Here is a 21,174-nt window from a genome sequence, read left to right on the forward strand (position 1 = left end):
TATTATTTTTGAAATTTTATTCGTTTCCTGTTACGCCTCATATTCTTGATTTTCTTTATAATTTTAGTTATAATAAAATACATAACAGAAAAAATGGAGGAAAAAACAAATGTTAAAAAAGAACTTATCATTTATGCTCGCCGGTATCACTATGTTTTCTGCAATAGCTGTTACCACACCATATTCTAAAACTCTTCAAATTCAAAAAATGGTATCCGCCGCTAAAACTTATACAATATCGCCAAATTCAGCAGTTTATAAAGGAAATTATAAAAATGCATCCGCTTATAATTCAACAACTAAACAATATTTCCTTATCCGCTCATATTTGGAAATGCTTGAAAAAAAGGGTGGTGGAAAACTTATTCTTAAAAAAGGTACTTATAAAATATCAAACGTTTTATACATACCTTCAAATGTAACAATCGAGTTAAAAGACGGTGTAACAATCAAAAAGACAATGAAAACAAACTCTAAACAGATGCAGCCAAGCGGTGGTATTTTTGAACTGCTCGAACCGTCAAAAGCTGCAAAAAAAGGTGTTCACGGTAAATATAATGGTGTACACAATGTCAAAATATATTCTATCGGAAAGGCAGTTATAGATCAGGCATACAAGGGAAAAGACGGTCAAAACTGTATCGGACTTGTTATGTGTCACAACAAAAACATCACTATAGACGGCATAACATTTAAAAACATGAAGTACGGTCATTTTATTGAGATGGATGCCTCTAATAATGTTGTCGTGAACAATTGTACATTCACAGGATACAAGTCAAGCAAACGTCACACTTCCGAAGCGATAAATCTTGACACTCCCGACAAAAAAACCAAAGGATTTACTCACGACTGGAGCAAATATGACTGTACCGCAAATAAAAATGTAAAGATTACAAATTGCACATTCTCTAATCTTGAAAAAGCAATAGGAACACATCAGTATTCCGTAAAAAAATATCACACAAATATTACAATATCTGACTGCACCATAAAAAACTGTGTAAGCGGTGCTATTGAAATGATGAACTGGAAAAATATATCATTAAACAATATAAAATTTATAAATATTGGCAAAAACTCCAAAGGGAAATACACATCATTTGATAAAAGTAATACTACCAGAGCAATCCTTATAAGAGGCGGTGTCTCAAAAATAACAGTTGAAGGCTGCAGTTTTAAAAATATTCCAAGAGTTATTCAGTGTATGCCTTGGAAAAATCAAAACACTGCCACAAAATATCCTATAATTTACAATAAAATCACAAAAGATGAATATGAGGCTATAGCATCCAAAAATAAAATCATAAGCGGCGTTGATGTTCCATATATAATTGTAAACTCACGCTATAATGATTACGGATACCCTACAAAATATTATTTTTAAATTTCAGTGTTTTATATTAAAACACCGCCCCAAAAAGTCAGACTTAAATTTCGGCTCTTTGGGGCGGTTTAGTTTAATATATAATATCAGGTCTTATAAATTTTCATAATCTTCTAAGCAGCCTGTTTTTCTTCACTCTCTACATTGTTTCCACTTTCAAATATTTTAAATGCATTTCTCACAAGCGGACCTGCTATAAATGTCTGCCAGAAAAATGCCATTGGGAAATTTAATATATATTTCTGAAGCCATACGGCTACAACCTGTGAACCCGGATGTGCAAATAATACTGTTGCAATAAGGCTCATTGTAGGACACATAAGTGCAACTATCATTGATGAAATCGCTATTGTCACCATAAACTCACTGTCTTTTCCCGGTCTTACAAATCTAAATGCAAGTTTTACCGCAAGTTTCTCAAAAACAAACATTTCAAGAATAACAGCAATTGGCCACATAATAGGCATCTCATGAAAAGCTATCAAAAATATTTCATTGCTCATTCCACCCTTATCAAGGGCAATATTATAACATACCATTCCATATACCATGATAAATGCCATAACAACAGTAAAAATAAAGTTTTGAAGTTTCGTTCTCTGCATAATTTAATATCTCCTTTTTCTAAAAATGGGCATAAAAAATACATGTGTGTTGTTCGTTAATCAGGTGATAAGTCACACATGTGTCGTTTCCAATTTTATACCAAAGTTTTTTATGCAGTTTTAAACAACGTGTCGTATTATATCATACAGTAATAAATTATGCAAGTTTTTTTCAACCACGTTCAAAATATGTTCAAAACACCGAAAAAAAATCAAAAATACCGTGCATTAACCAATGCACGGCATTTTTTCCTATGTAATTTTTAACATGGCATTCTTTTACAAATTACAGTATTTTAAATAATTTCGCTCCGTGTGACGCTACAAACACATTTTCTTTGTCTGTAAAATCTATTTCTTCATGGCTCCAAAGCTCAACAGCCTTTCTGCATGTCACTCCATAATTTGTAACATCCTCCCAAGGAATTGTCACATCACAATTCTGTTCTTTTAAGTTGAATACTGCCATATAATATGAACCGTCCTCTGTATCCTTTGAACACCAGATAACATGCTCATCATCTCTCTCAATCTGTCTTGCACCTTCTGAATGTTTTAAAAGTCCAAGGACATCCTTGTTTGTAATAAGTTTCTTTGTCCAGTCATCAAGCTGTAAAAGATCTGCACCAAGCATAAGAGGAGAACGGAATATACTCCAAAGTGTCATGAGTGTTATCTGTTCATCATGTGAAAAATTGCACTCCCACTCATGTCCGAAACCTTTTCCGAGTTTTCCGAGTGTAAGCATATCACAATCAGGGAAACATCCCTCGCTTACATGGTTCTGCCAAAGTTCACAACGCCAGAACATAGGGAGAAGCAATTCCCATCTGTCCCAGAAATCATCGGTAATTCTCCACATATTTGCATATTTCTCATAATGCCATGCTTCCTCAATCTTTGCCGGTCCCGGTGAAAGGCTTAATACTATCTCACGTCCGCATTTCTGAATAGCATTGTAAAGCATTTCAATCTCTTTTTTTGCAGACGGCATATCCATACGGCAGATGTCATCACACTTTATAAAATCAACACCCCACTGAGCATATAATCCAAAAATAGAATCATAATATTCCTGTGCTCCCTCTGCCTCAGGGCGTATACCATACATATCCGGATTCCATTCACAGATATTTGAAGGGTCTGCAATATCATTTGCAAGTACATTGCTTCCAAGAATCTTTGTGTGCTCATGTGCTGCCTGTCTTGGAATACCACGCATGATATGTATACCAAATTTAAGTCCGAGACTGTGTATATAATCAGCTAACGGTTTGAAACCGTTACCGCCTTTTGATGACGGAAACTTGTCAACACATGGAAGGAGTCTTGAATATTCGTCCATCTCAACTTTCCAAAACGGAATATACTGATATTTATCTCTCTGGCTTCCTGTGTCATAGCTGTACCATTCTATATCAACAACAACGTATTCCCAACCGTATTCCTTAAGATTTTCAGCCATATACTCTGCTGTTTTTCTTATCTGTTCTTCATTTACTGATGTGTCATAATAATCATAACTGTTCCACCCCATCGGCGGATTTTTTGCAAAAAGATTTTTGTTCATAGATCCTCCTCAAAATAATTTACAATAAACTTATGTTGTTTAGTTTCTTTTAAATTATTTTACCAAAAACTTTATGCACTTTCAACAAATATTTTATTATTTTTTTACACAATCCTTGCATATTCCATATATAATAGATTTTTTGCATTCTATATAAAAACCGTGTTCCCTTTGAATATGCATTGCAATCTCACCCATAAAATCGCATTCAAGATGAAATATACGTCCACATTTTGTGCATTGCAGATGAAGATGTTGTTCACAGTGATGTCCATCCTCAATATATTGAAATGTTGCCTGTTTTCCTTTCTGTGCAACATATTTTACAACTTTCTTTTCTAATATCAGTTTTTCCAAAAACCTGTATATCGTGGTCTTGTTTACTGCACATTCTTTTTTTGCAAGATAGTTTTCAATATCTGCCACTGTAACGGTTCTGCTTTTATTCTCCTCAAGGTACTCTAATATCCTTTTTCTGCTCGGTGTTGAATATCCCTGCATATTTACCTCATTTCTTTATCTTTAATATATATCTAAAATGTAATACCTGCAATCTGTATTACAAATCCCCAGAACACTCCAAGAAAATACATCGCCAAAACAATGCTTAAATTCTGTTTTATGTGCCTGTTAAGCCTGAAAAGTACCAGCATGCCTACACCTGCATTAACAAGAAGTCCTGCCATCATAGAACCGGCACTTATAACCCCGTCAAGATAAAACTCCGTAATAACAACAGATGACGCACAATTTGGAATAAGACCTATAAGTGCAGATAAAAGCACTCCAATCACAGGTACAGACGAAAACAGACCTTCCATGTTTTCAATTCCCCAAAAATGTGTTATCACATTTAAAACAAACGAAATGATTATGATATATATCGTTATCTTTATAGTATGTTTTATCGCTGAAACTAAAGAACCGTCCTCACAGTGACAATGTTCTTCTTCACATACCGTATGAATATCCGGCTCCCTTTCTTTCTTCAAGAAAATCTTTACATAAACATATTCTGCCACAAGACCTGAAATCACAGCTATCACAACCTTCACGGCAAGAATTTTTAAAATCATTCCTGCTCCTGATGCCCTTGATATAAGAATGGGCAGCATCTCATCGGAAGTTGACATAAAAACCGCTATAAGCGTTCCAACTGTTATTATTCCTCCAGAATAAAGACTCGCCGCCGCCGTAGAAAAACCGCACTGTGGTAGAACTCCTAAAATTCCGCCCCATACAGGCCCCGTCTTTCCCGCTTTTACTATTTTCTGTCTGACATTATTATTCATCCTATGTTCAAGAATTTCCATAAAAAGATATGTTATAAATAAAAACGGTACTAATTTCAGTCCGTCAATAAGTGTGTCTTCTACCACTTCAAGCATAATCTCTTCCTCCTTCTTACTGTTTCATGAATTCACTTTTCAATTCGCAAATAATTTGCATTTGCAACCAAGTTGCATTTTATATAATACACCATTATATATATATGTCAATACGGAAATTTTTACCTTTTTATTCTTACATGCATAATTTTAACAATATATCCCATAATAATCACAGCTTAATAAACAAAACATGCACAGAAAAGAGGTTTATTTTATTATGGAAGATTTTATGCACGACCTTGAATTGTATGTATAATCTCCATAAAACTGACTGCAGAACCTTGACAAACATTCTCTATAAAAGATATATTTATTTATGATGTTACTTTTTAATAAGTGTACAATTTTATCAGATAAAATATATTATTAAACGGAGAATCTGCAAAATGGAAATGAATATCCAGAAATACATGTCATTTGTGAAAACAGTTGAATATGGAAGTTTTACTAAAGCATCCGAGATTTTAAATTACTCTCAATCCGGCATCAGCAGAATGATTGGTGATTTAGAAAAAGAATGGAACATGTGTCTGCTTGAAAGAGACCACTCCGGTGTCAAACTCACGTCTGACGGACTCAGGATACTTCCTTTTGCAAAAAAAATATGTGATGATTTTGAAAGATTACAAATCGAGATAGATAGCTTAAATGACCTTTCATCAGGTATTATAAGAATAGGCACTTTTTCAAGTGTGGCAACCTACTGGCTTCCCAATATTATTAAAGAATTCAAAAAAGATTATCCAAATATTGAATACGAACTTCTCATAGGTGATTATGACGAAATAGAAGCCTGGATTTTAGACGGACGTGTTGACTGCGGTTTTCTTTGTCTCCCTGTTTCTACCGGTGTTGAGACAATTTTTCTAGAAGAAGATGTTTTCCTTGCCATACTGCCAAAAAAACATCCTCTTTTAAAATACAAAAAAGTTCCCTTAAAAGAACTTTCAAAGGAACCGTTTATGCTGCTTGAAAAAGATAAAAATACTGAGATTTCTGCCATTTTCAAAGAAAATAATATAAAACCAAACACCCAGTTTACAACATGGGATGATTATGCGATTATGTCAATGGTAGAACACGGTCTCGGCGTAAGTATTCTTCCGGAACTCATATTACAAAAGAAACCTTTTAACATAATGACAAGACCACTTGATGTTGTTGCAAAAAGACAGATTGGACTCGCCCTAAAAAGCAGCAAAAATGCGTCACTTGCAACAAAAAAATTTATAGATTATCTAAAATACCGCTAAACGCTGGTTTTGCCCTTTTTTATTAAAAACTTTTCTTCGTATAATATAATAACTAATCAATACCAAAGCACCTGTTATCACCCATGATACCGGATAAACATTCATCAGAACTTCAAATCCCTTAAATTTTCTGCACACCGTGTATATCCATGCCAATCTGAATACACATGTCCCAAATACTGTGATAACAGCCGGTGTCATTGAATACCCCATTCCTCTCAGCGTCGAACCTGCTATCTCATATGTAGGTATCAGGAAATAAAAACTTAAAAGACGTATCATTCTTACTGCCGCATAGTGCGCCACTTTAGGTTCAGATGTAAATATTCCTATAAAAAATCCTCTCCACATCAAAAAACAACCGCACATTACTATTGTAACCACTATGGCCAATGTCATTGTTATCCTATATATTTTCTTACATCTGTCATATTTTTTTGCGCCAAAATTCTGGCTAGTAAATGTCATAGTCGCCTGGTTAAATGCTGAAATCATAAAATATGCTATGTACTCATAATTAAGACCTGCGGCTGAACCTGCAACTGCATCTGAACCGTATTTATTTAATTCAGCCTGAATAAACACATTGGCAACCGAAAATACCATTGCCTGAAGACCGGCAGGAATACCGATTTTAAGCATTCTAAGCAATTCAATCTTATGTATTTTAAGCTCCTTAGGATACAATTTTATCGGGTCTTTCTCTTTTATAAGAAAATACACAACCATCGATGAGCTTATCATATTTGATACAACTGTTCCAATTCCTACACCGGCTACTCCCATATGAAAGACAATCACCAATGTAAGATTTATTATTGCATTGGTAATTCCTGCAACTATAAGACATATAAGCGGTCTTTTTGTATCACCAATACTTCTCAAAATAGATGCTCCGAAATTGTAAACCATTATAAACGGCATTCCCGCAAAATATAATCTTAGATACACTACTGCCTGGTCTATTACATCATATGGCGTTCCCATAAGCTCAAGTATTGGTTTTGCAACCGAAATACCAAGAAAAAGCAATATGATACCGCTTAACACGGCGATAAGCATTGCTGTATGTACCGCCCCTTTTATTTTGTTGATTCTTCCTTGCCCTATATATTTTGCAATAACAACATTTGCCCCCACTGAAATTCCTATAAAAAGATTTAACAGCAGATTTATCAAAGCTCCGTTTCCGCCAACTGCCGCCTGCGCCGTACTGCTCGCAAACCTTCCGACTACCGCCACATCAACAGCATTAAACATCTGCTGCAAAATACTGCTAAGCGCAATAGGTATTGCAAAAACAAGTATTTTATCAATAAGACTGCCGTTAAGCATATCTATCTGTTTACTCTTTCCGACTTTAACATTGCTCATTTTTATCAAAATCCTTTCAAAAATATATAAAATCAATGTTTTTATAATGTTTTAACGAAAAACAAGAGCAAAAATTATATTTTTGCCCTTGCATATATTATTACTTTTATTTTGTTTTTTCAAGAGTAGATTTTTAAATGATGAATTATTCTACATTGAATGCATCCATTCCGGGATATACTGCGCTCTCCTCGAGTTCTTCCTCTATGCGCAAAAGCTGATTGTATTTAGCAACACGCTCACTTCTGCTTGGTGCTCCTGTCTTAATCTGGCATGTATTTAATGCAACCGCAAGGTCTGCTATAGTTGTGTCTGCTGTTTCTCCTGAACGATGTGAACTAATAGCTGTGTATCCTGCTTTGTGTGCCATCTTGATAGCTTCAAGTGTTTCTGATACAGAACCAATCTGATTGAGTTTAATGAGGATTGAGTTTCCACAGCCGAGTTTAATACCTTTTGCAAGTCTTTCAGTATTTGTAACAAAAAGGTCATCCCCGACAAGCTGAACCTTGTCTCCAAGCTCTTTTGTAAGCTTCTGCCATCCTTCCCAGTCTTCCTCGTCAAGTGCATCTTCGATAGAGATAATAGGATATTTCTCTACGAGTGATTTCCAATGTTCGATAAGCTGTTCAGATGAGTATACGGTTCCGGCTTTCGGAAGTTTATATTCTCCGACTTTTCCTGTCTTCCATTCAGATGATGCGGCATCCATAGCAATACGGAAATCTTTTTCAGGATCGTATCCTGCTTTTTTTACTGCTTCAAGAATTGTCTCAATAGCCTCCTCGTCAGATTTTAATGCCGGTGCAAATCCTCCCTCATCTCCTACTGATGTTGCAAGTCCTCTCTCCTTAAGAATCGCAGCTAATGCGTGGAATACTTCTGCACACCAGCGCAGGCATTCCTTAAATGAAGGTGCTCCGACAGGCATTATCATAAATTCCTGAACGTCAAGTCCTGATGAAAGTGCATGGCATCCACCGTTTACAATATTCATCATAGGAACCGGAAGTTTGTTTCCTGAAATTCCGCCCAAAAATCTGTAAAGAGGAATGTCAAGGGCAATACTAGCTGCACGGCAGCATGCAATTGAAACAGCTAAAATTGCATTTGCACCAAGATTTGTTTTTCCTTTTGTTCCGTCTGCTTTAATCATTGCAGCGTCTATGGCATATATGTCTGACGCATCCATTCCTGTAAGAACGTCATTTATTGTACCATTGATATTGGTTACCGCCTTTGTAACACCTTTTCCAAGGTATCTTTCTTTATCTCCGTCTCTAAGTTCAAGTGCCTCAAATTCACCTGTCGATGCACCAGAAGGAGCAGTTCCCCTGCCTACAGATCCATCAATAAGATAAACCTCTGCCTCAACCGTTGGATTCCCTCTCGAATCAAGAATCTCTCTGCCTACTACTTTTTCAATTTCCAAATATGACATATTTTTCCTCGTTTCTGCGCACATTATTATAATCAATTTGCAATACTGTTGTAAGTAAATGAGGTCACTTATATTCATGTACGCCTGATATAAGTTTCCTTTTAGGTTAGTTTATACTAACTTTTCTCATAAATCAATATTTGCTAATGATAAGATTTCCCATTTTGATTAAATCAATTCATATATCTCAAATATCATATATTCTTATAATCTATAAGTAAAAAATCATTTGATAAGCATAGTGATATATGTAAATAGCTGGAAAGTTTATATCTCTATGCGTCAAAGCAATAAAAAACAAAATAATTCAATTTTTTTATATGACACTATTGAATACTTTCAATCATTGTAGTAAAATTAGAAAAATACATTTTATAGGGGGTAACCATGAGACATTTAATAAGTCCACTTGATTTATCTATTGAAGAATTAAATGAAATTCTATCCTTAGGACAAGCTATTATGCAGAATCCTGAAAAGTATTCCCATGTATGCGATGGAAAAAAATTAGCTACATTATTTTATGAACCAAGTACAAGAACACGTCTTAGTTTTGAAGCTGCAATGCTTAATCTCGGCGGTAAGGTACTTGGTTTTTCTTCGGCTGATTCGAGTTCGGCATCAAAAGGAGAAAGCGTTGCAGATACTATAAGAGTTATCTCTTCATATGCAGACATATGCGCTATGCGCCATCCGAAAGAAGGTGCTCCGACAGTTGCATCTATGTATTCTGAAATTCCTGTTATAAATGCAGGTGACGGCGGTCACAACCACCCAACACAGACTCTTACAGACCTTTTGACCATAAAAACACTTAAAGGCCGTCTTGACAATATGACCATCGGAATGTGTGGAGATTTAAAATTTGGCCGTACAGTACACTCTCTTATCAATGCAATGGTAAGATACGAAAATGTGCGTTTTATTCTTATATCACCAAATGAACTTAAAATACCTGACTATCTCAGACAGGAAGTTCTCGACGCAAAAAATATTGAATATGTCGAGACAAATGAACTTGAAAAATATATGCCTGAGCTTGATATCCTGTACATGACAAGAGTTCAGCGCGAACGCTTCTTTAACGAGGAGGATTACATACGATTAAAAGACAGTTTTATACTTGACAGTGAGAAAATGAAACTTGCAAGAGACGATATGTATGTTCTCCATCCTCTTCCTCGTGTAAACGAAATTTCAACGGATGTAGATAACGACCCGAGAGCCGTCTACTTTAAACAGGTTAAATTTGGAGTTTATGTAAGAATGGCACTTATCATAACATTGCTCGGACTCAAAGATAAGTGTTAATGCACCACTCCATTCGTTTTCAATAAGATTTATAATTTATATTTTAAAATATGTTCTTAACAAAGAAAGGGGAGTCATAATATGCTTAATATAAGCGGTTTAAGCGAAGGAATCGTAATCGACCATATTCAGGCGGGCGGAGCCATGAAGATATACGAATATCTCAATCTTGAAAAGATGGACTGTCAGGTAGCCATAATAAAGAATGCTAAAAGCAGTAAAATGGGCAGAAAAGACATCATAAAAATAGAAGGTAATCTTGATGTAGATTTAAATGTATTGGGAGTTCTTGACCACAAGATAACAATCAACTTTATAAAAGACAACAGAATCGTCGGAAAACATACACTTGAATTACCTGAAACCGTAACAAACATAATCAAGTGCAAAAACCCACGCTGTATAACATCCATAGAGCAGGAACTTCCTCACAAATTTAAGCTCACCAACCGTGAACACAGAATATACAGATGTGTTTACTGCGAATCAAAATTTAAGGGAAACTGATTTTTATAACTTATAATCAGTACATTTGCTTGCAGCATTATATTTATTTCATGGCAGATAATTTATGTGTCAATATTTTGTAAACAAAAAACTCAAAACATCATTACCTGTATCGGTAAACATTGTTTTGAGTTTTTATTTTTAAGTTTTTTAGTCTGTATTTCTTCTTTTACTTTGTTCTGTATTTTTTATCAACTGTAGTAGATTTTGCCTTAGGAAAATACTTTCTAAGCCATGTATGATCCTTTGACATATACGCGTCCGTCTTTAAAAAGTATGTCTTATATACATGAGTATTATTGAAACTCCAATTTACAATAGGGTCATCAAATGTACAGTCAACATGATACCATTTATTTTTTATCTTAACTAGGTTCCATGCATGCTGCCCTCCCGTGACCATCATACACGGAATATTATAATGCTCCATTATCATCATAAACGCTTTTGAATATCCGTCACACACTGCTATTCCATACTTTAACGCTCCCCTAGCGGTATGGCTTACCCACGGAACATCACCTTTAGTATATAATCTCTTATCATATTTGACGTTTTGTATAAGCCATTTATGCGCAGCCGCTATCTTTTCGTAATCGTTCATACTATCTTTGACATATTGGCTGTATATAACACGCAGCATCGAATTTACAGTCTTTGTCTTTACCGTTATGCTGCATTTATATGACTTTGTACCACATACTGCCGTAATCGTAGCCTTGCCATTTTTTTTTGCTGTAATCTTTCCCTTGCTGTTTACACTGACAATCGATGAATGATTGCTTTTCCACTTAGGTTTTTGCGGTGAATTATACAGGTAAAGCTGAATTTTTTCTTTTATAATCATTTTTCTGCTTTTACTTGAAAGCTTTGCAGACTTTGTCGTTGTCGTCATAATGCCGTATTTTTTAGCAAACTTGGCAGCATATGAACTTTTTGGTGCAACTACTGTAAGTATGTTTCTGTTGCAGCCCTCAAATGCTGATGAAGCGATTACTTTGACTGCTTTTGATACACTTATCTGATACAAACTTGTACATGATGCAAATGCATCATATCCTATCTGAGTGCATGACACAGGTATGGAAATTGCTTTCAACAACTTGCAATTGCTGAAACATGTTATAGGGATTGAAGTAAGTTTTGCTGAAAGTCGTACATTTTTTAACTTCGTGCAATAGCCAAATGCATTGTCTCCCAATGTTTTTACTGTATCCGGAATATACACATCCGTAATATCCTTATTGCTAAATGCGTTAGTAAGTACTGATACTACTTCCCCTCCGTTAAAATAACTTGGAATTGTCACCGACATATCTGTTCCATTGTAAGCTGCAACGTTATATGTTCCATTTGCCACATTTTCAGTATAATAAAAACCTGCCTCATCATTGAACACACTCTGTGCCGAGGTGTTTTTTGTATTGCCACACAAAACAAAAGCAAATGCTATCACAAGCATACACAATATGCTTTTTTTGTGAATATAGTCAAAAATCATCATGATAATCCTACGATAACTCCATCATCATTTACGTCAATTCTCTCAGCAGCAGGATGAAGCGGAAGTCCCGGCATTGTCATTACTGTTCCTGTGATAGCAACTACAAATCCTGCACCGGCAGAGACATAAACTTCTCTTATATTTATATTAAAGTTTTCAGGTCTTCCAAGTTTCTTTGCATCATCTGACAATGAATACTGGTTCTTTGCCATACAGATAGGTGTATTTCCATAACCGAGTTCTTCAAGTCTGTCAATTGCCTTAGAAGCTGCCGCATCATATGTAACACTGGCTGCACCGTAAATTTCCTTTGCAATAGTCTCAATTTTTTCTCTGATTGAAAGATTTGTATCATAAAGTGGCTTAAAGTGGCTTTCCTTTGTCTCAAGTGTATTGATAATCTTTTTGCAGAGTTCAATTCCGCCTTCGCCACCTTTTTCCCAGACCTCTGAAAGTGCGAAATCGCAATTTCTTTCCTCACAGAAATTCTTGACATAATCAAGTTCTGCCTCTGAATCTGTCACAAATCTGTTGAGTGTAACTACACAAGGCACACCAAACTTAGCAACATTCTCAATATGTTTTTCAAGATTTACAATACCTTTCTTTAAAGCAGCAAGATTTTCTTCAGAAAGTTTGTCCTTTGGAACACCACCATTGTATTTTAATGCTCTTACTGTTGCGACAAGTACAACTGCGTCCGGTTTTAAACCTGCCATGCGGCATTTAATATCAAAGAATTTCTCTGCTCCGAGATCTGCTCCAAAACCTGCCTCTGTAATAGTATAATCAGCAAGTTTGAGTGATGTTTTTGTAGCTCGTACACTGTTACATCCGTGTGCGATATTTGCAAAAGGACCACCATGTACAAATGCCGGTGTGTGCTCTAATGTCTGAACCATATTTGGTTTGATTGCATCTTTCAAAAGTGCTGCCATTGCACCAACCGCATTTAACTCAGCCGCTGTAACAGGCTTTCCCTCATAGTTGTATGCAACAATCATTCTTCCGAGTCTTTCCTTTAAGTCTTTCATGTTGTCGGCAAGACAAAGTATGGCCATAATCTCAGATGCAACAGAGATTATGAAATGATCCTCTCTGACAACACCGTCAACCGGTCTGCCAAGTCCTACAACAATATTTCTGAGAACTCGGTCATTCATGTCCATACAGCGTTTCCATACAATCTGGTTTGTGTCAATACCAAGCTTATTTCCCTGCTTGATATGGTTATCAAGCATAGCTGCCAAAAGATTGTTTGCTGAAGTAATCGCATGAAAATCTCCCGTGAAATGAAGATTTAATTCTTCCATAGGAACAACCTGTGCATATCCGCCGCCTGCTGCGCCGCCCTTTATACCAAAACAAGGTCCAAGTGATGGCTCACGAAGTGCAATAGCTGCTTTCTTTCCGAGTTTTGCCATCGCCTGTCCTATACCCACAGATGTGGTTGTCTTTCCCTCACCTGCCGGTGTCGGATTTATGGCTGTAACAAGTATAAGTTTTCCGTCTTTTCTGTCTTTTACCTGTTCCCAAAGCTCATCAGTAAGTTTTGCTTTATATTTTCCGTAAAGTTCCAAATCATCCTCTGTAATATCAAGCTGTTTTGCAACCTCACGAATATGAATCATTTCTGCTTCCTGTGCTATTTCGATGTCACTCTTCATACTGTACCTCTTTCCTGCAATTTCGCAATTTGTTCTACATATTCTCTTACTATATCATGTTTTGAGCAATTATACAACATTCTTGAACCAACCATCTCCTCAAGCTCATTAAAAATCAGATTGCCGTCTCTTGTCAGAATAAAGTCTATTCCAGCCATAGAAAGCTGCTCTGCTCCAAATGCTTCTATAAACTTCTCTATGTTTTTTTTCTGCTCTTCATCCGGAAAATATTCCTCTACACTTCCCCCGAGAGAAAAATTTGATTTAAACCCATCATTCCCATGCCTTAAAACGGCTGCATATATTTTTCCAAAAACAATATACACCCTGATGTCATTACTGTCACTGTCTATACGCTTTTGTAACACACAGTCATGCCCTTGTAGTGCTTTATATATATTATTTTTTGCATTATCTCTGTTTTTTCTATATGAACCATGTTTCGTACCATCATCGTTTAATGAAAAAACCTGGCTTCCGCCATGACCGTCAACCGACTTTATCACATAATCTTTTCCAATATAATCATTTAAAACATTATTTAAATCGTCTGCTTTGACCAAGACAGTGTGTGCTATCCATTCGCCCTGTGGCTCATTTTTATTTCTCTCAAAATACTCTTTCAGATAACAATATGTTTTATATTTGTTGTTGCCAAGCTCCGTAATTTTTGATGAATGAAATACTTTTACGTTTATCTTTTCAAATCTCAGACTAAGCTTATACTCTCTTGTTCTGTTTATAACAAAAAAAATCTTTTTGAATTTATTTTCAAAAGAACTTTCAGACATAAGATTAACTTTCTCAAAAGAAATATATTCAATAGCAATATCATATTTTCTGCACTCTGACTTTAACATATCTATAAAACCACTGTTTTTCTTTGCTTCCTCGTCATAATAAATTATATATGCAATATTCATTTTTTCTCCGTTTTCTTTTTAACTGCTGCGTTTCATCTCTCTACTGTCTTTTTACTATATAATCCATAATCTCGTCTGCAACATTTACACCAGTGCAGTCAAAAATATTTTTAAAATGGGCGTTTGAATTCACTTCACATACCATATCTGCCGGTTTATTTTTTCCACTTGAAAACAAGAGATCAACACCCGCAAAGTCAAGTTCCAGAGCCTTTACGGTATTCACGGCAAGCTTTATCTCTGCCGCATCAGGTTCATACTTTCTCATTTTTCCGCCATGCGTGATATTTGCCCTAAAATCGCCGTCATCCGTATAGCGGTACATAGCAGCCACAACCTCATCACCTACAACCTGAAGTCTTACGTCAAAACCACTACTTTCCTTTATATATTTTTGAAAAAGCATTGGTTTTCCGCCTATATCTTTGACAGTTTTCTCAAGCTCTTCCCTGTCATGTACCATATACACCTGCATTCCAAAAGAACCGAAACACTCCTTTACAACAAGCGGAAATCCAAACTCCGAAATTACCCTGTCGAGAAAATCAAAACTTGTGTATCCTATATTTTCATAAGTCATCGGAGCAACTACAGTAGGTATCATTTTTATCTGCTCACTGCCATCATGACTGTCATTCCATCTCCATATTTTTTCATAGGTTGCTGACTTGTCATCACAATCAGCTATCGCCTGAATATTATTGTAAATTGGAATGTCTGCCTTAAAACATATATCAGAAAATCTTTTTCCAAGTCTTATATCTTTGTCCCAAAAAAGAATGAAATCATATTCCAAAAGAGTCTTTTCAAAACTTTCGTCTAAAGAAGATGCATATGAACATAAAATTTTTGAATTCCCCTCACATTCCAAGGATATACCATGCTTTTCAGCGGCAGCCCTTAGCCATTTATAATGCAGATTAAACTTGTCGCTGTGCAAAAAATCATTGTATACAAGTAGTGCTTTATTTTTAATATTATTTTTTACGTTCATAGTTTTCCTCTTTTCTCTTTCAAGGCTGTTTATTGAAAGTTTTTTATAACACTTAATTCAAGATAATTTACTGCGTTATTTACAATACTCAGTTCATGATAATTTATTGCTGTCCAAATTCCTCTGTTATTGCATCTATCTCTTCCTCAGATACCGGCTCCGGTGCATTTCCAAGCATCATTTCAAACTCGTTTTTACTCATAAGAATTTTGCGCGGTTTTGTTCCTTCTGCCGGACCTACGACACCTGCCTTATGCAGCTGGTCTATTATCCTTCCCGCTCTGTTAAAACCTATTGAAAATCTTCTTTGAAGCTGACCCGCTGCGGCTCTGTCTGACTCAATCACAAATCTTCCGGCCTCCTCAAAATATTCATCCCTCTCAGGTTTTGATTCTTTTTGAGTTTCAGTTGTATCTTCCTCGACCACCTGTGTAACCTTGTCATTGTATTCAGGTTCTTCATTATTGTTTTTGAGGAAATCAACAATTTTGCTTACTTCCTCATCAGTCACAAATGCACCCTGTACTCTGACCGGCTCTGAATAACCTGACGGGAAGAACAGCATATCACCTTTTCCTAATAACTTTTCAGCACCGCTCCTGTCAAGGATAGTTCTTGAATCAATTGCTGATGAAACCGAAAATGCTATTCTCGACGGAATATTTGCTTTAATGGTACCTGTTATTACGTTTACTGACGGACGCTGGGTAGCAAGTACAAGATGAATGCCCGCTGCTCTTGCAAGCTGTGCAAGACGGCATACTGCATCTTCAACATCCTTTGATGCAACCATCATCAAATCCGCAAACTCATCAACGATAACAACTATATACGGCATTTTTGTATGTCCGGCTTTTTCCGGTTCACTTACTTTCTGCAGTTTTTCATTATATCCTGCAATATTTCTCACACCAAGTTCAGTAAATTTATTATATCTGTCGCTCATTTCCCTTACTGCCCAGTTCAATGTTGCGGCAGCGTCTTTAGCATCTGTCACAACAGGACACATAAGATGCGGTATTCCGTTGTATACACTAAGCTCAACAACTTTCGGGTCAATCATAATAAGTTTTACATCCTTTGGATCTGCCTTGTAAAGAATACTCATAATCAAAGTATTTATACATACTGACTTACCGGAACCCGTTGCCCCTGCTATAAGAAGATGCGGCATCTTTCCAATATCAGTAAGTATAGGTTTTCCTGAAATATCTTTGCCGACAGCAAATGTAAGCGGTGATTTTGCCTTTTCAAATGCTTCTCCCTCCAGAAGTTCCCTGAAATATACAGAACTTGGAGTAGGATTAGGCACCTCGATACCCACGGCAGATTTTCCCGGAATCGGTGCTTCGATACGAATACTCTGTGCGGCAAGACTAAGTTTTATATCATCCGTAAGATTAGTAATCTTATTTACTCTGACACCCTGTTCAGGGTAAAGTTCATATCTTGTAACCGTAGGACCGCAGATAACAGCTCCCATCCTGACATTGACATTAAAACTTTTTAATGTATCTTCCAGTTTCTGTGCTGTCTCCCTGAGTTCACTGTCACTGATTGAATCGCTGCTATGAACAGGTTCTCCCAAAAGTTCAACAGTAGGAAATACATGTGCACATTCAATAACAGGCTCTGCCACCTTTGTTTCATTTAAAGCATTAAACGCTTTCGATTCTGAGACATAATCCTCTCCGCCAAACTTTCCATGCCTGCTGCTGTTTTCCGGTTTCTTATATGAATTTACCGTACCGACATTTCCAACGGTTTCAACAGTTGATTTGACCGGCTGACCGGCTACATTAGAACTAACATTAACAGGCTCATTTTCAAATTCTGTATTTTGGGCATATTTAATACTTTCATCAGCAAAAAATTCATCATTTTTATTTATTTCAGGCACTTCGACTGTTTCACCTGCCATCTCTGTTTCTGTGTCAAATCCGGGTATTCCATCCTCTGTATCTGCTTCTGCAGCAAATTCAACTGCTCCATCCGCTTTCTCTGTCTGCGCTGTAAATTCAACTGTTTCCGATGCATTTTCTTCTGCGGCAGCTATGTTTTCTACATATGTATCGTAACGCTCTACTGCATTAGAACTGTTTTCTGCAATATTAGAATTATTTTCTACCACAGTATCTTTTGCGCTTTTATCGTCATAATGCTCTATTTCCGGTATATATTTCTCTTCAAATACAGGTACAGGTCTGTCCTCAAAACTCTCCTGCTTCTGCTCATTATTTTGTTTTGAATTTAGATTTGAATTTCCGGAGTAAGATAATCTTCCTCTGTTCCTGCCAAATTTTTGGTTCATCTCCTCCCTATAAATAGGTATGCTCTCAGAGTCAAGACTGACTTCCTTTTTTTGTTTCTCAATCTCTTTATCACCGTCTATTCTTATTTCGATTTCCTTTTCAGCCTTTTTCTCTGTATTATTTGTACTCTTTTGCTTATTTAAATCAATTTTAGTTTCAGTCTCTTTTTGTATTTTGGTCTTTTTCTTTTGAACACCCGGTTTTTCACTGTGTATTTCGCATATTTCATTATGTTGTTTCTCTTTTGCCTCAGCTTTCTTCTTCTGTTCATCAAGAAATTTTCCCATCATTTTCAAATCAACAGACTGCATTACACCATCTGTACTATTTCTTACGCTTTCAACATAATCAGGTGTGTCAGATTTTTTTGCTGCTCCCTCTGATGTTCTCCTATATTTTTCTCTTATGTCTACTTCATCGTTCTTTTTATTTATATCCCCAAATGGATTTATTGAGGATTTATTTCTGAGAACATTGTATGACGGCTCACTGTAACCAATCTCATCCCTAACCTCTCCGTACAGCCTTTCCATTTCCTCTCTGTATGCATTTCTTTTTCTTAAGGCAGCCATAATCTCGACACCCTCAAAAACAAACAGACACAATATAAGCAATGCAAACAACAAAATACACGCACCGACATTTCCGCATATTTTTGAAAGCAGTGAACTTATCCATCTTCCAATCAAACCTCCGCTGCTTTTTCCGCTTTCAAGTACATCTTCCAATGTCAGATTCATGCAATCGAAATAACCACGGTGCAGAACATGATTTGACGTATAATATTCTGTTATGACTTCTTTTTTAGTTATAAGGTCTGTTATGGCAGCAAAACACAGAAACATACCGATAATTCCCGTCATTTTTCTCTTAACCCGCCTGTCACCTTTATTTACAATCGTAAAAATATATGTAAGCATCATTCCTGCCGGAACAAACCATGCTATCCAGCCAAAAATTCCAAAGCAGAGGCCTCCAAAAATTCTGCCTATGATACCTCCAAGGCCTAAAAAACTGATATACAAAAAAACAGCTACTATCCCTATAACAATAAGAGTTATACCTGTCTCAAATGCAAGCCTGTCCCTGTATTCTGTCACATCCTGAATTTTACGCTGATGTGTAATATTTACATCTGCTGTTTTCCTTTTTCTATCGAGTGTTTTAGAAGCTGTACTTTGTGGCCTTACCGTCTTTTTCACATTTGAACTTCCGGTTCTGCCGCCTTTCTTTGTATTGCTTTCAAAAACACTCTCAGCATTTTTAGCATTATCTTTGACCTCATCGTTTTCTTTAGTCGATTTTTTCTTTGAAGCCGCTGCCATAAACTTTCTCCTTTTTATACATTCTAAGCTATAATTATATCTTTTTTGCAAGGATTACGCAAGTGTAAACGAATTTATGGATTGCATCTCTTACACGGCATATAGCCGTCCGAAATAAGCTGTTCCCTGTTTCCGTTAAAAACTTTTTTGTTTTTAGCGAGTGTATCTGCTACACTGCTGCATGATGGCAGATGAAATTTTCCGGTATTTGTATTTATTACATATTTAGTGCTTTTAGATGTACTCTTTCTATTTTTATTTGCGTTTTTACTTTTGCTGTCTGTACTGCCGCCATTTTCCTTTACATCAGATGACAGCCTGCTGTTTCCGTTCGCATAATCAATTGTTATATAAGGCTGGACATTATACACAAAAACATTGAAGCATACTCCCTTACCTTTATCCTCTACCGAATATGCCTCCATTTTCACCCCTTCTGCCACAAGATTCTTTCCTTTAAAGACAGGTGTTACTCTGTACAGTACATGATTGTCCGTTTTTTTGACGTAAGCTGCGACCTCATCCTCAAACGGCAGCATACCCTCTACATTCATATATCTTGTTCCCGTAATAAGATTTTTTTCGTTTGCATTTTCCCCGGCAAGCTGAAATCCTATAAGGTGACAGCGGTTGTAAAGATAATTGCCTTCAACAACTCCGTTATATTTTGCAGTCTGCCATCCACTCGGTTTTATCATACCTATGCCTGTTCTCTCTGAATCCGGCATAAGTTCCTGACATATGTTCGCAAAGGCAACACCACATCTGCCTAGGCTATCAAGTCTGCTGTATTTCTCAAACACTTTTGTATTCCGCTTCTGCTTTTTCGTAAATTCCGGCTTATTGTTTGATAATACCTGATACGGACTGTCCTGGTACGACTTATGTGACAATTCCACATTATCATTTAAACTGCTGCCTTCAGATGATGCATTATTGTAGCCGTCAATATAATCATTTAAGCTACCGCAGCCGGACAGCATTATGGAAACAATTAAAACCGCTATAATAAAACCATGTCCCAGCTTATCTCTGCCATATTTTAAGTTATTTTTTATGTTATCTTTTAAAATATTCACATTTTCCTCCCACATACAAGTTATTGGTCCGGTTATTTGCAGAACGTTGTACCAGTACAACGTAAATAAACTGCCCCCTAAAATAAATATTACATTTTAATATCTACTTTTGGAAGCAGTTTATTATTTATAGACTAATCAACTCTTATTAAAATTCATTACTCTTTATTACATCTGTGAGCGATAATAATTGATAAGGCAGCCCTTAACAATAATCTCACGTTCTGCATCTGTAAGTTTTCCAAGGTGAAGTTCAAATTCCTTCATCTCATCTCCGACAACATATGCTTTGATAGTGTCAATCTTATTCTCAACAGATTTCTTTATGTCTTTTACAAAGATGTAATCTCCGTTCTTGAATGGAAGCTCCTCCTCTTCATAAATAAACGGAAGCATTCCCCAGTTGATAAGGTTTGAACGGTATCTCTTTGTTGCATATTCCTTAGCGATATTTGCAAAACCGCCGAGAACCTTCTGACATGAGGCAGCCTGCTCACGGGCAGAAGGTTCTCGGCGGTTTTGCAAATATCG

General features: G+C 36.3%; 16 protein-coding genes and 1 pseudogene. 4 read left to right on the forward strand and 13 right to left on the reverse strand.

From position 1 onward, the window contains the following. The first annotated feature begins 109 nt into the window (after positions 1 to 109). Entirely contained in the window at positions 110 to 1,387 is a 1,278-nt protein-coding gene (locus tag ACZLXV_RS05075) for a glycoside hydrolase family protein (RefSeq protein WP_482382699.1), read from the forward strand. Positions 1,388 to 1,500: 113 nt separating this feature from the next. Here the strand turns inward: ACZLXV_RS05075 and ACZLXV_RS05080 are convergent, their stop codons facing one another. The 4 genes from ACZLXV_RS05080 to ACZLXV_RS05095 all read right to left on the reverse strand — a co-directional run bounded on the left by ACZLXV_RS05080 (position 1,501) and on the right by ACZLXV_RS05095 (position 4,950). Next, entirely contained in the window at positions 1,501 to 1,992 is a 492-nt protein-coding gene (locus ACZLXV_RS05080; protein ID WP_022225628.1) for a DUF2798 domain-containing protein, read from the reverse strand. 286 nt (positions 1,993 to 2,278) lie between these two features. Continuing rightward, positions 2,279 to 3,562 (reverse strand): glycoside hydrolase family 27 protein, encoded by a 1,284-nt coding sequence (locus tag ACZLXV_RS05085; protein WP_482382700.1) that lies wholly within the window; start codon positions 3,560 to 3,562, stop codon positions 2,279 to 2,281. Between the two features lie 96 nt (positions 3,563 to 3,658). Then, complete coding sequence (locus tag ACZLXV_RS05090) at positions 3,659 to 4,063, reverse strand: Fur family transcriptional regulator (protein WP_482382701.1); 405 nt, start codon at positions 4,061 to 4,063, stop codon at positions 3,659 to 3,661. Positions 4,064 to 4,095: 32 nt separating this feature from the next. Further along, the gene (locus ACZLXV_RS05095; RefSeq protein WP_482382702.1) at positions 4,096 to 4,950 is read right to left on the reverse strand and encodes a putative manganese transporter; all 855 of its coding nucleotides are present in this window, start codon (positions 4,948 to 4,950) and stop codon (positions 4,096 to 4,098) included. 389 nt (positions 4,951 to 5,339) lie between these two features. On the opposite strand from ACZLXV_RS05095, the gene ACZLXV_RS05100 reads away from it, so the two are divergent. Beyond that, complete coding sequence (locus ACZLXV_RS05100; RefSeq protein ID WP_482382703.1) at positions 5,340 to 6,206, forward strand: LysR family transcriptional regulator; 867 nt, start codon at positions 5,340 to 5,342, stop codon at positions 6,204 to 6,206. Here ACZLXV_RS05100 and ACZLXV_RS05105 read toward each other — a convergent pair. Together ACZLXV_RS05105 and eno are read right to left on the reverse strand one after the other, a co-directional pair. Beyond that, a complete protein-coding gene (locus tag ACZLXV_RS05105; RefSeq protein WP_482382704.1) occupies positions 6,192 to 7,580 on the reverse strand; it encodes an MATE family efflux transporter in 1,389 nt (462 codons plus the stop codon). The genes ACZLXV_RS05100 and ACZLXV_RS05105 overlap by 15 nt on opposite strands. A gap of 145 nt (positions 7,581 to 7,725) precedes the next feature. Continuing rightward, entirely contained in the window at positions 7,726 to 9,021 is a 1,296-nt protein-coding gene (gene eno, locus ACZLXV_RS05110) for a phosphopyruvate hydratase (RefSeq protein WP_482382705.1), read from the reverse strand. 387 nt (positions 9,022 to 9,408) lie between these two features. Between eno and pyrB the strand changes: the two genes are divergently transcribed. Both pyrB and ACZLXV_RS05120 read left to right on the forward strand, forming a co-directional pair. Next, entirely contained in the window at positions 9,409 to 10,332 is a 924-nt protein-coding gene (gene pyrB / locus ACZLXV_RS05115; RefSeq protein WP_482382706.1) for an aspartate carbamoyltransferase, read from the forward strand. Between the two features lie 81 nt (positions 10,333 to 10,413). Then, entirely contained in the window at positions 10,414 to 10,839 is a 426-nt protein-coding gene (locus ACZLXV_RS05120) for an aspartate carbamoyltransferase regulatory subunit (RefSeq protein ID WP_022225637.1), read from the forward strand. 169 nt (positions 10,840 to 11,008) lie between these two features. On the opposite strand, the gene ACZLXV_RS05125 is transcribed toward ACZLXV_RS05120, so the two are convergent. From ACZLXV_RS05125 to ACZLXV_RS05155, 7 genes and pseudogenes are all read right to left on the reverse strand, one after another. Further along, positions 11,009 to 12,343, reverse strand: coding sequence for a leucine-rich repeat protein (locus ACZLXV_RS05125; RefSeq protein WP_482382707.1), 1,335 nt, complete (start codon positions 12,341 to 12,343; stop codon positions 11,009 to 11,011). Next, positions 12,340 to 14,010, reverse strand: a complete 1,671-nt coding sequence (locus ACZLXV_RS05130) for a formate--tetrahydrofolate ligase (protein WP_482382708.1) — start codon at positions 14,008 to 14,010, stop codon at positions 12,340 to 12,342. Before ACZLXV_RS05130 ends, ACZLXV_RS05125 begins: the two co-directional genes overlap by 4 nt. After that, positions 14,007 to 14,933 (reverse strand): ATP-grasp domain-containing protein, encoded by a 927-nt coding sequence (locus ACZLXV_RS05135; protein WP_482382709.1) that lies wholly within the window; start codon positions 14,931 to 14,933, stop codon positions 14,007 to 14,009. The genes ACZLXV_RS05130 and ACZLXV_RS05135 overlap by 4 nt, the downstream gene beginning before the upstream one ends. A gap of 40 nt (positions 14,934 to 14,973) precedes the next feature. Continuing rightward, the gene (locus ACZLXV_RS05140; RefSeq protein ID WP_022225641.1) at positions 14,974 to 15,927 is read right to left on the reverse strand and encodes an ATP-grasp domain-containing protein; all 954 of its coding nucleotides are present in this window, start codon (positions 15,925 to 15,927) and stop codon (positions 14,974 to 14,976) included. A gap of 103 nt (positions 15,928 to 16,030) precedes the next feature. After that, a complete protein-coding gene (locus ACZLXV_RS05145) occupies positions 16,031 to 19,564 on the reverse strand; it encodes an FtsK/SpoIIIE family DNA translocase (RefSeq protein WP_482382710.1) in 3,534 nt (1,177 codons plus the stop codon). 74 nt (positions 19,565 to 19,638) lie between these two features. After that, positions 19,639 to 20,643: a DNA/RNA non-specific endonuclease gene (locus ACZLXV_RS05150; RefSeq protein ID WP_482382711.1), complete on the reverse strand. Its 1,005-nt coding sequence runs from the start codon at positions 20,641 to 20,643 to the stop codon at positions 19,639 to 19,641. Positions 20,644 to 20,811: 168 nt separating this feature from the next. Further along, positions 20,812 to 21,174 (reverse strand): annotated as a pseudogene (locus ACZLXV_RS05155) (hydratase); the annotation flags it as partial.

Source organism: Butyribacter sp., from assembly GCF_056818865.1.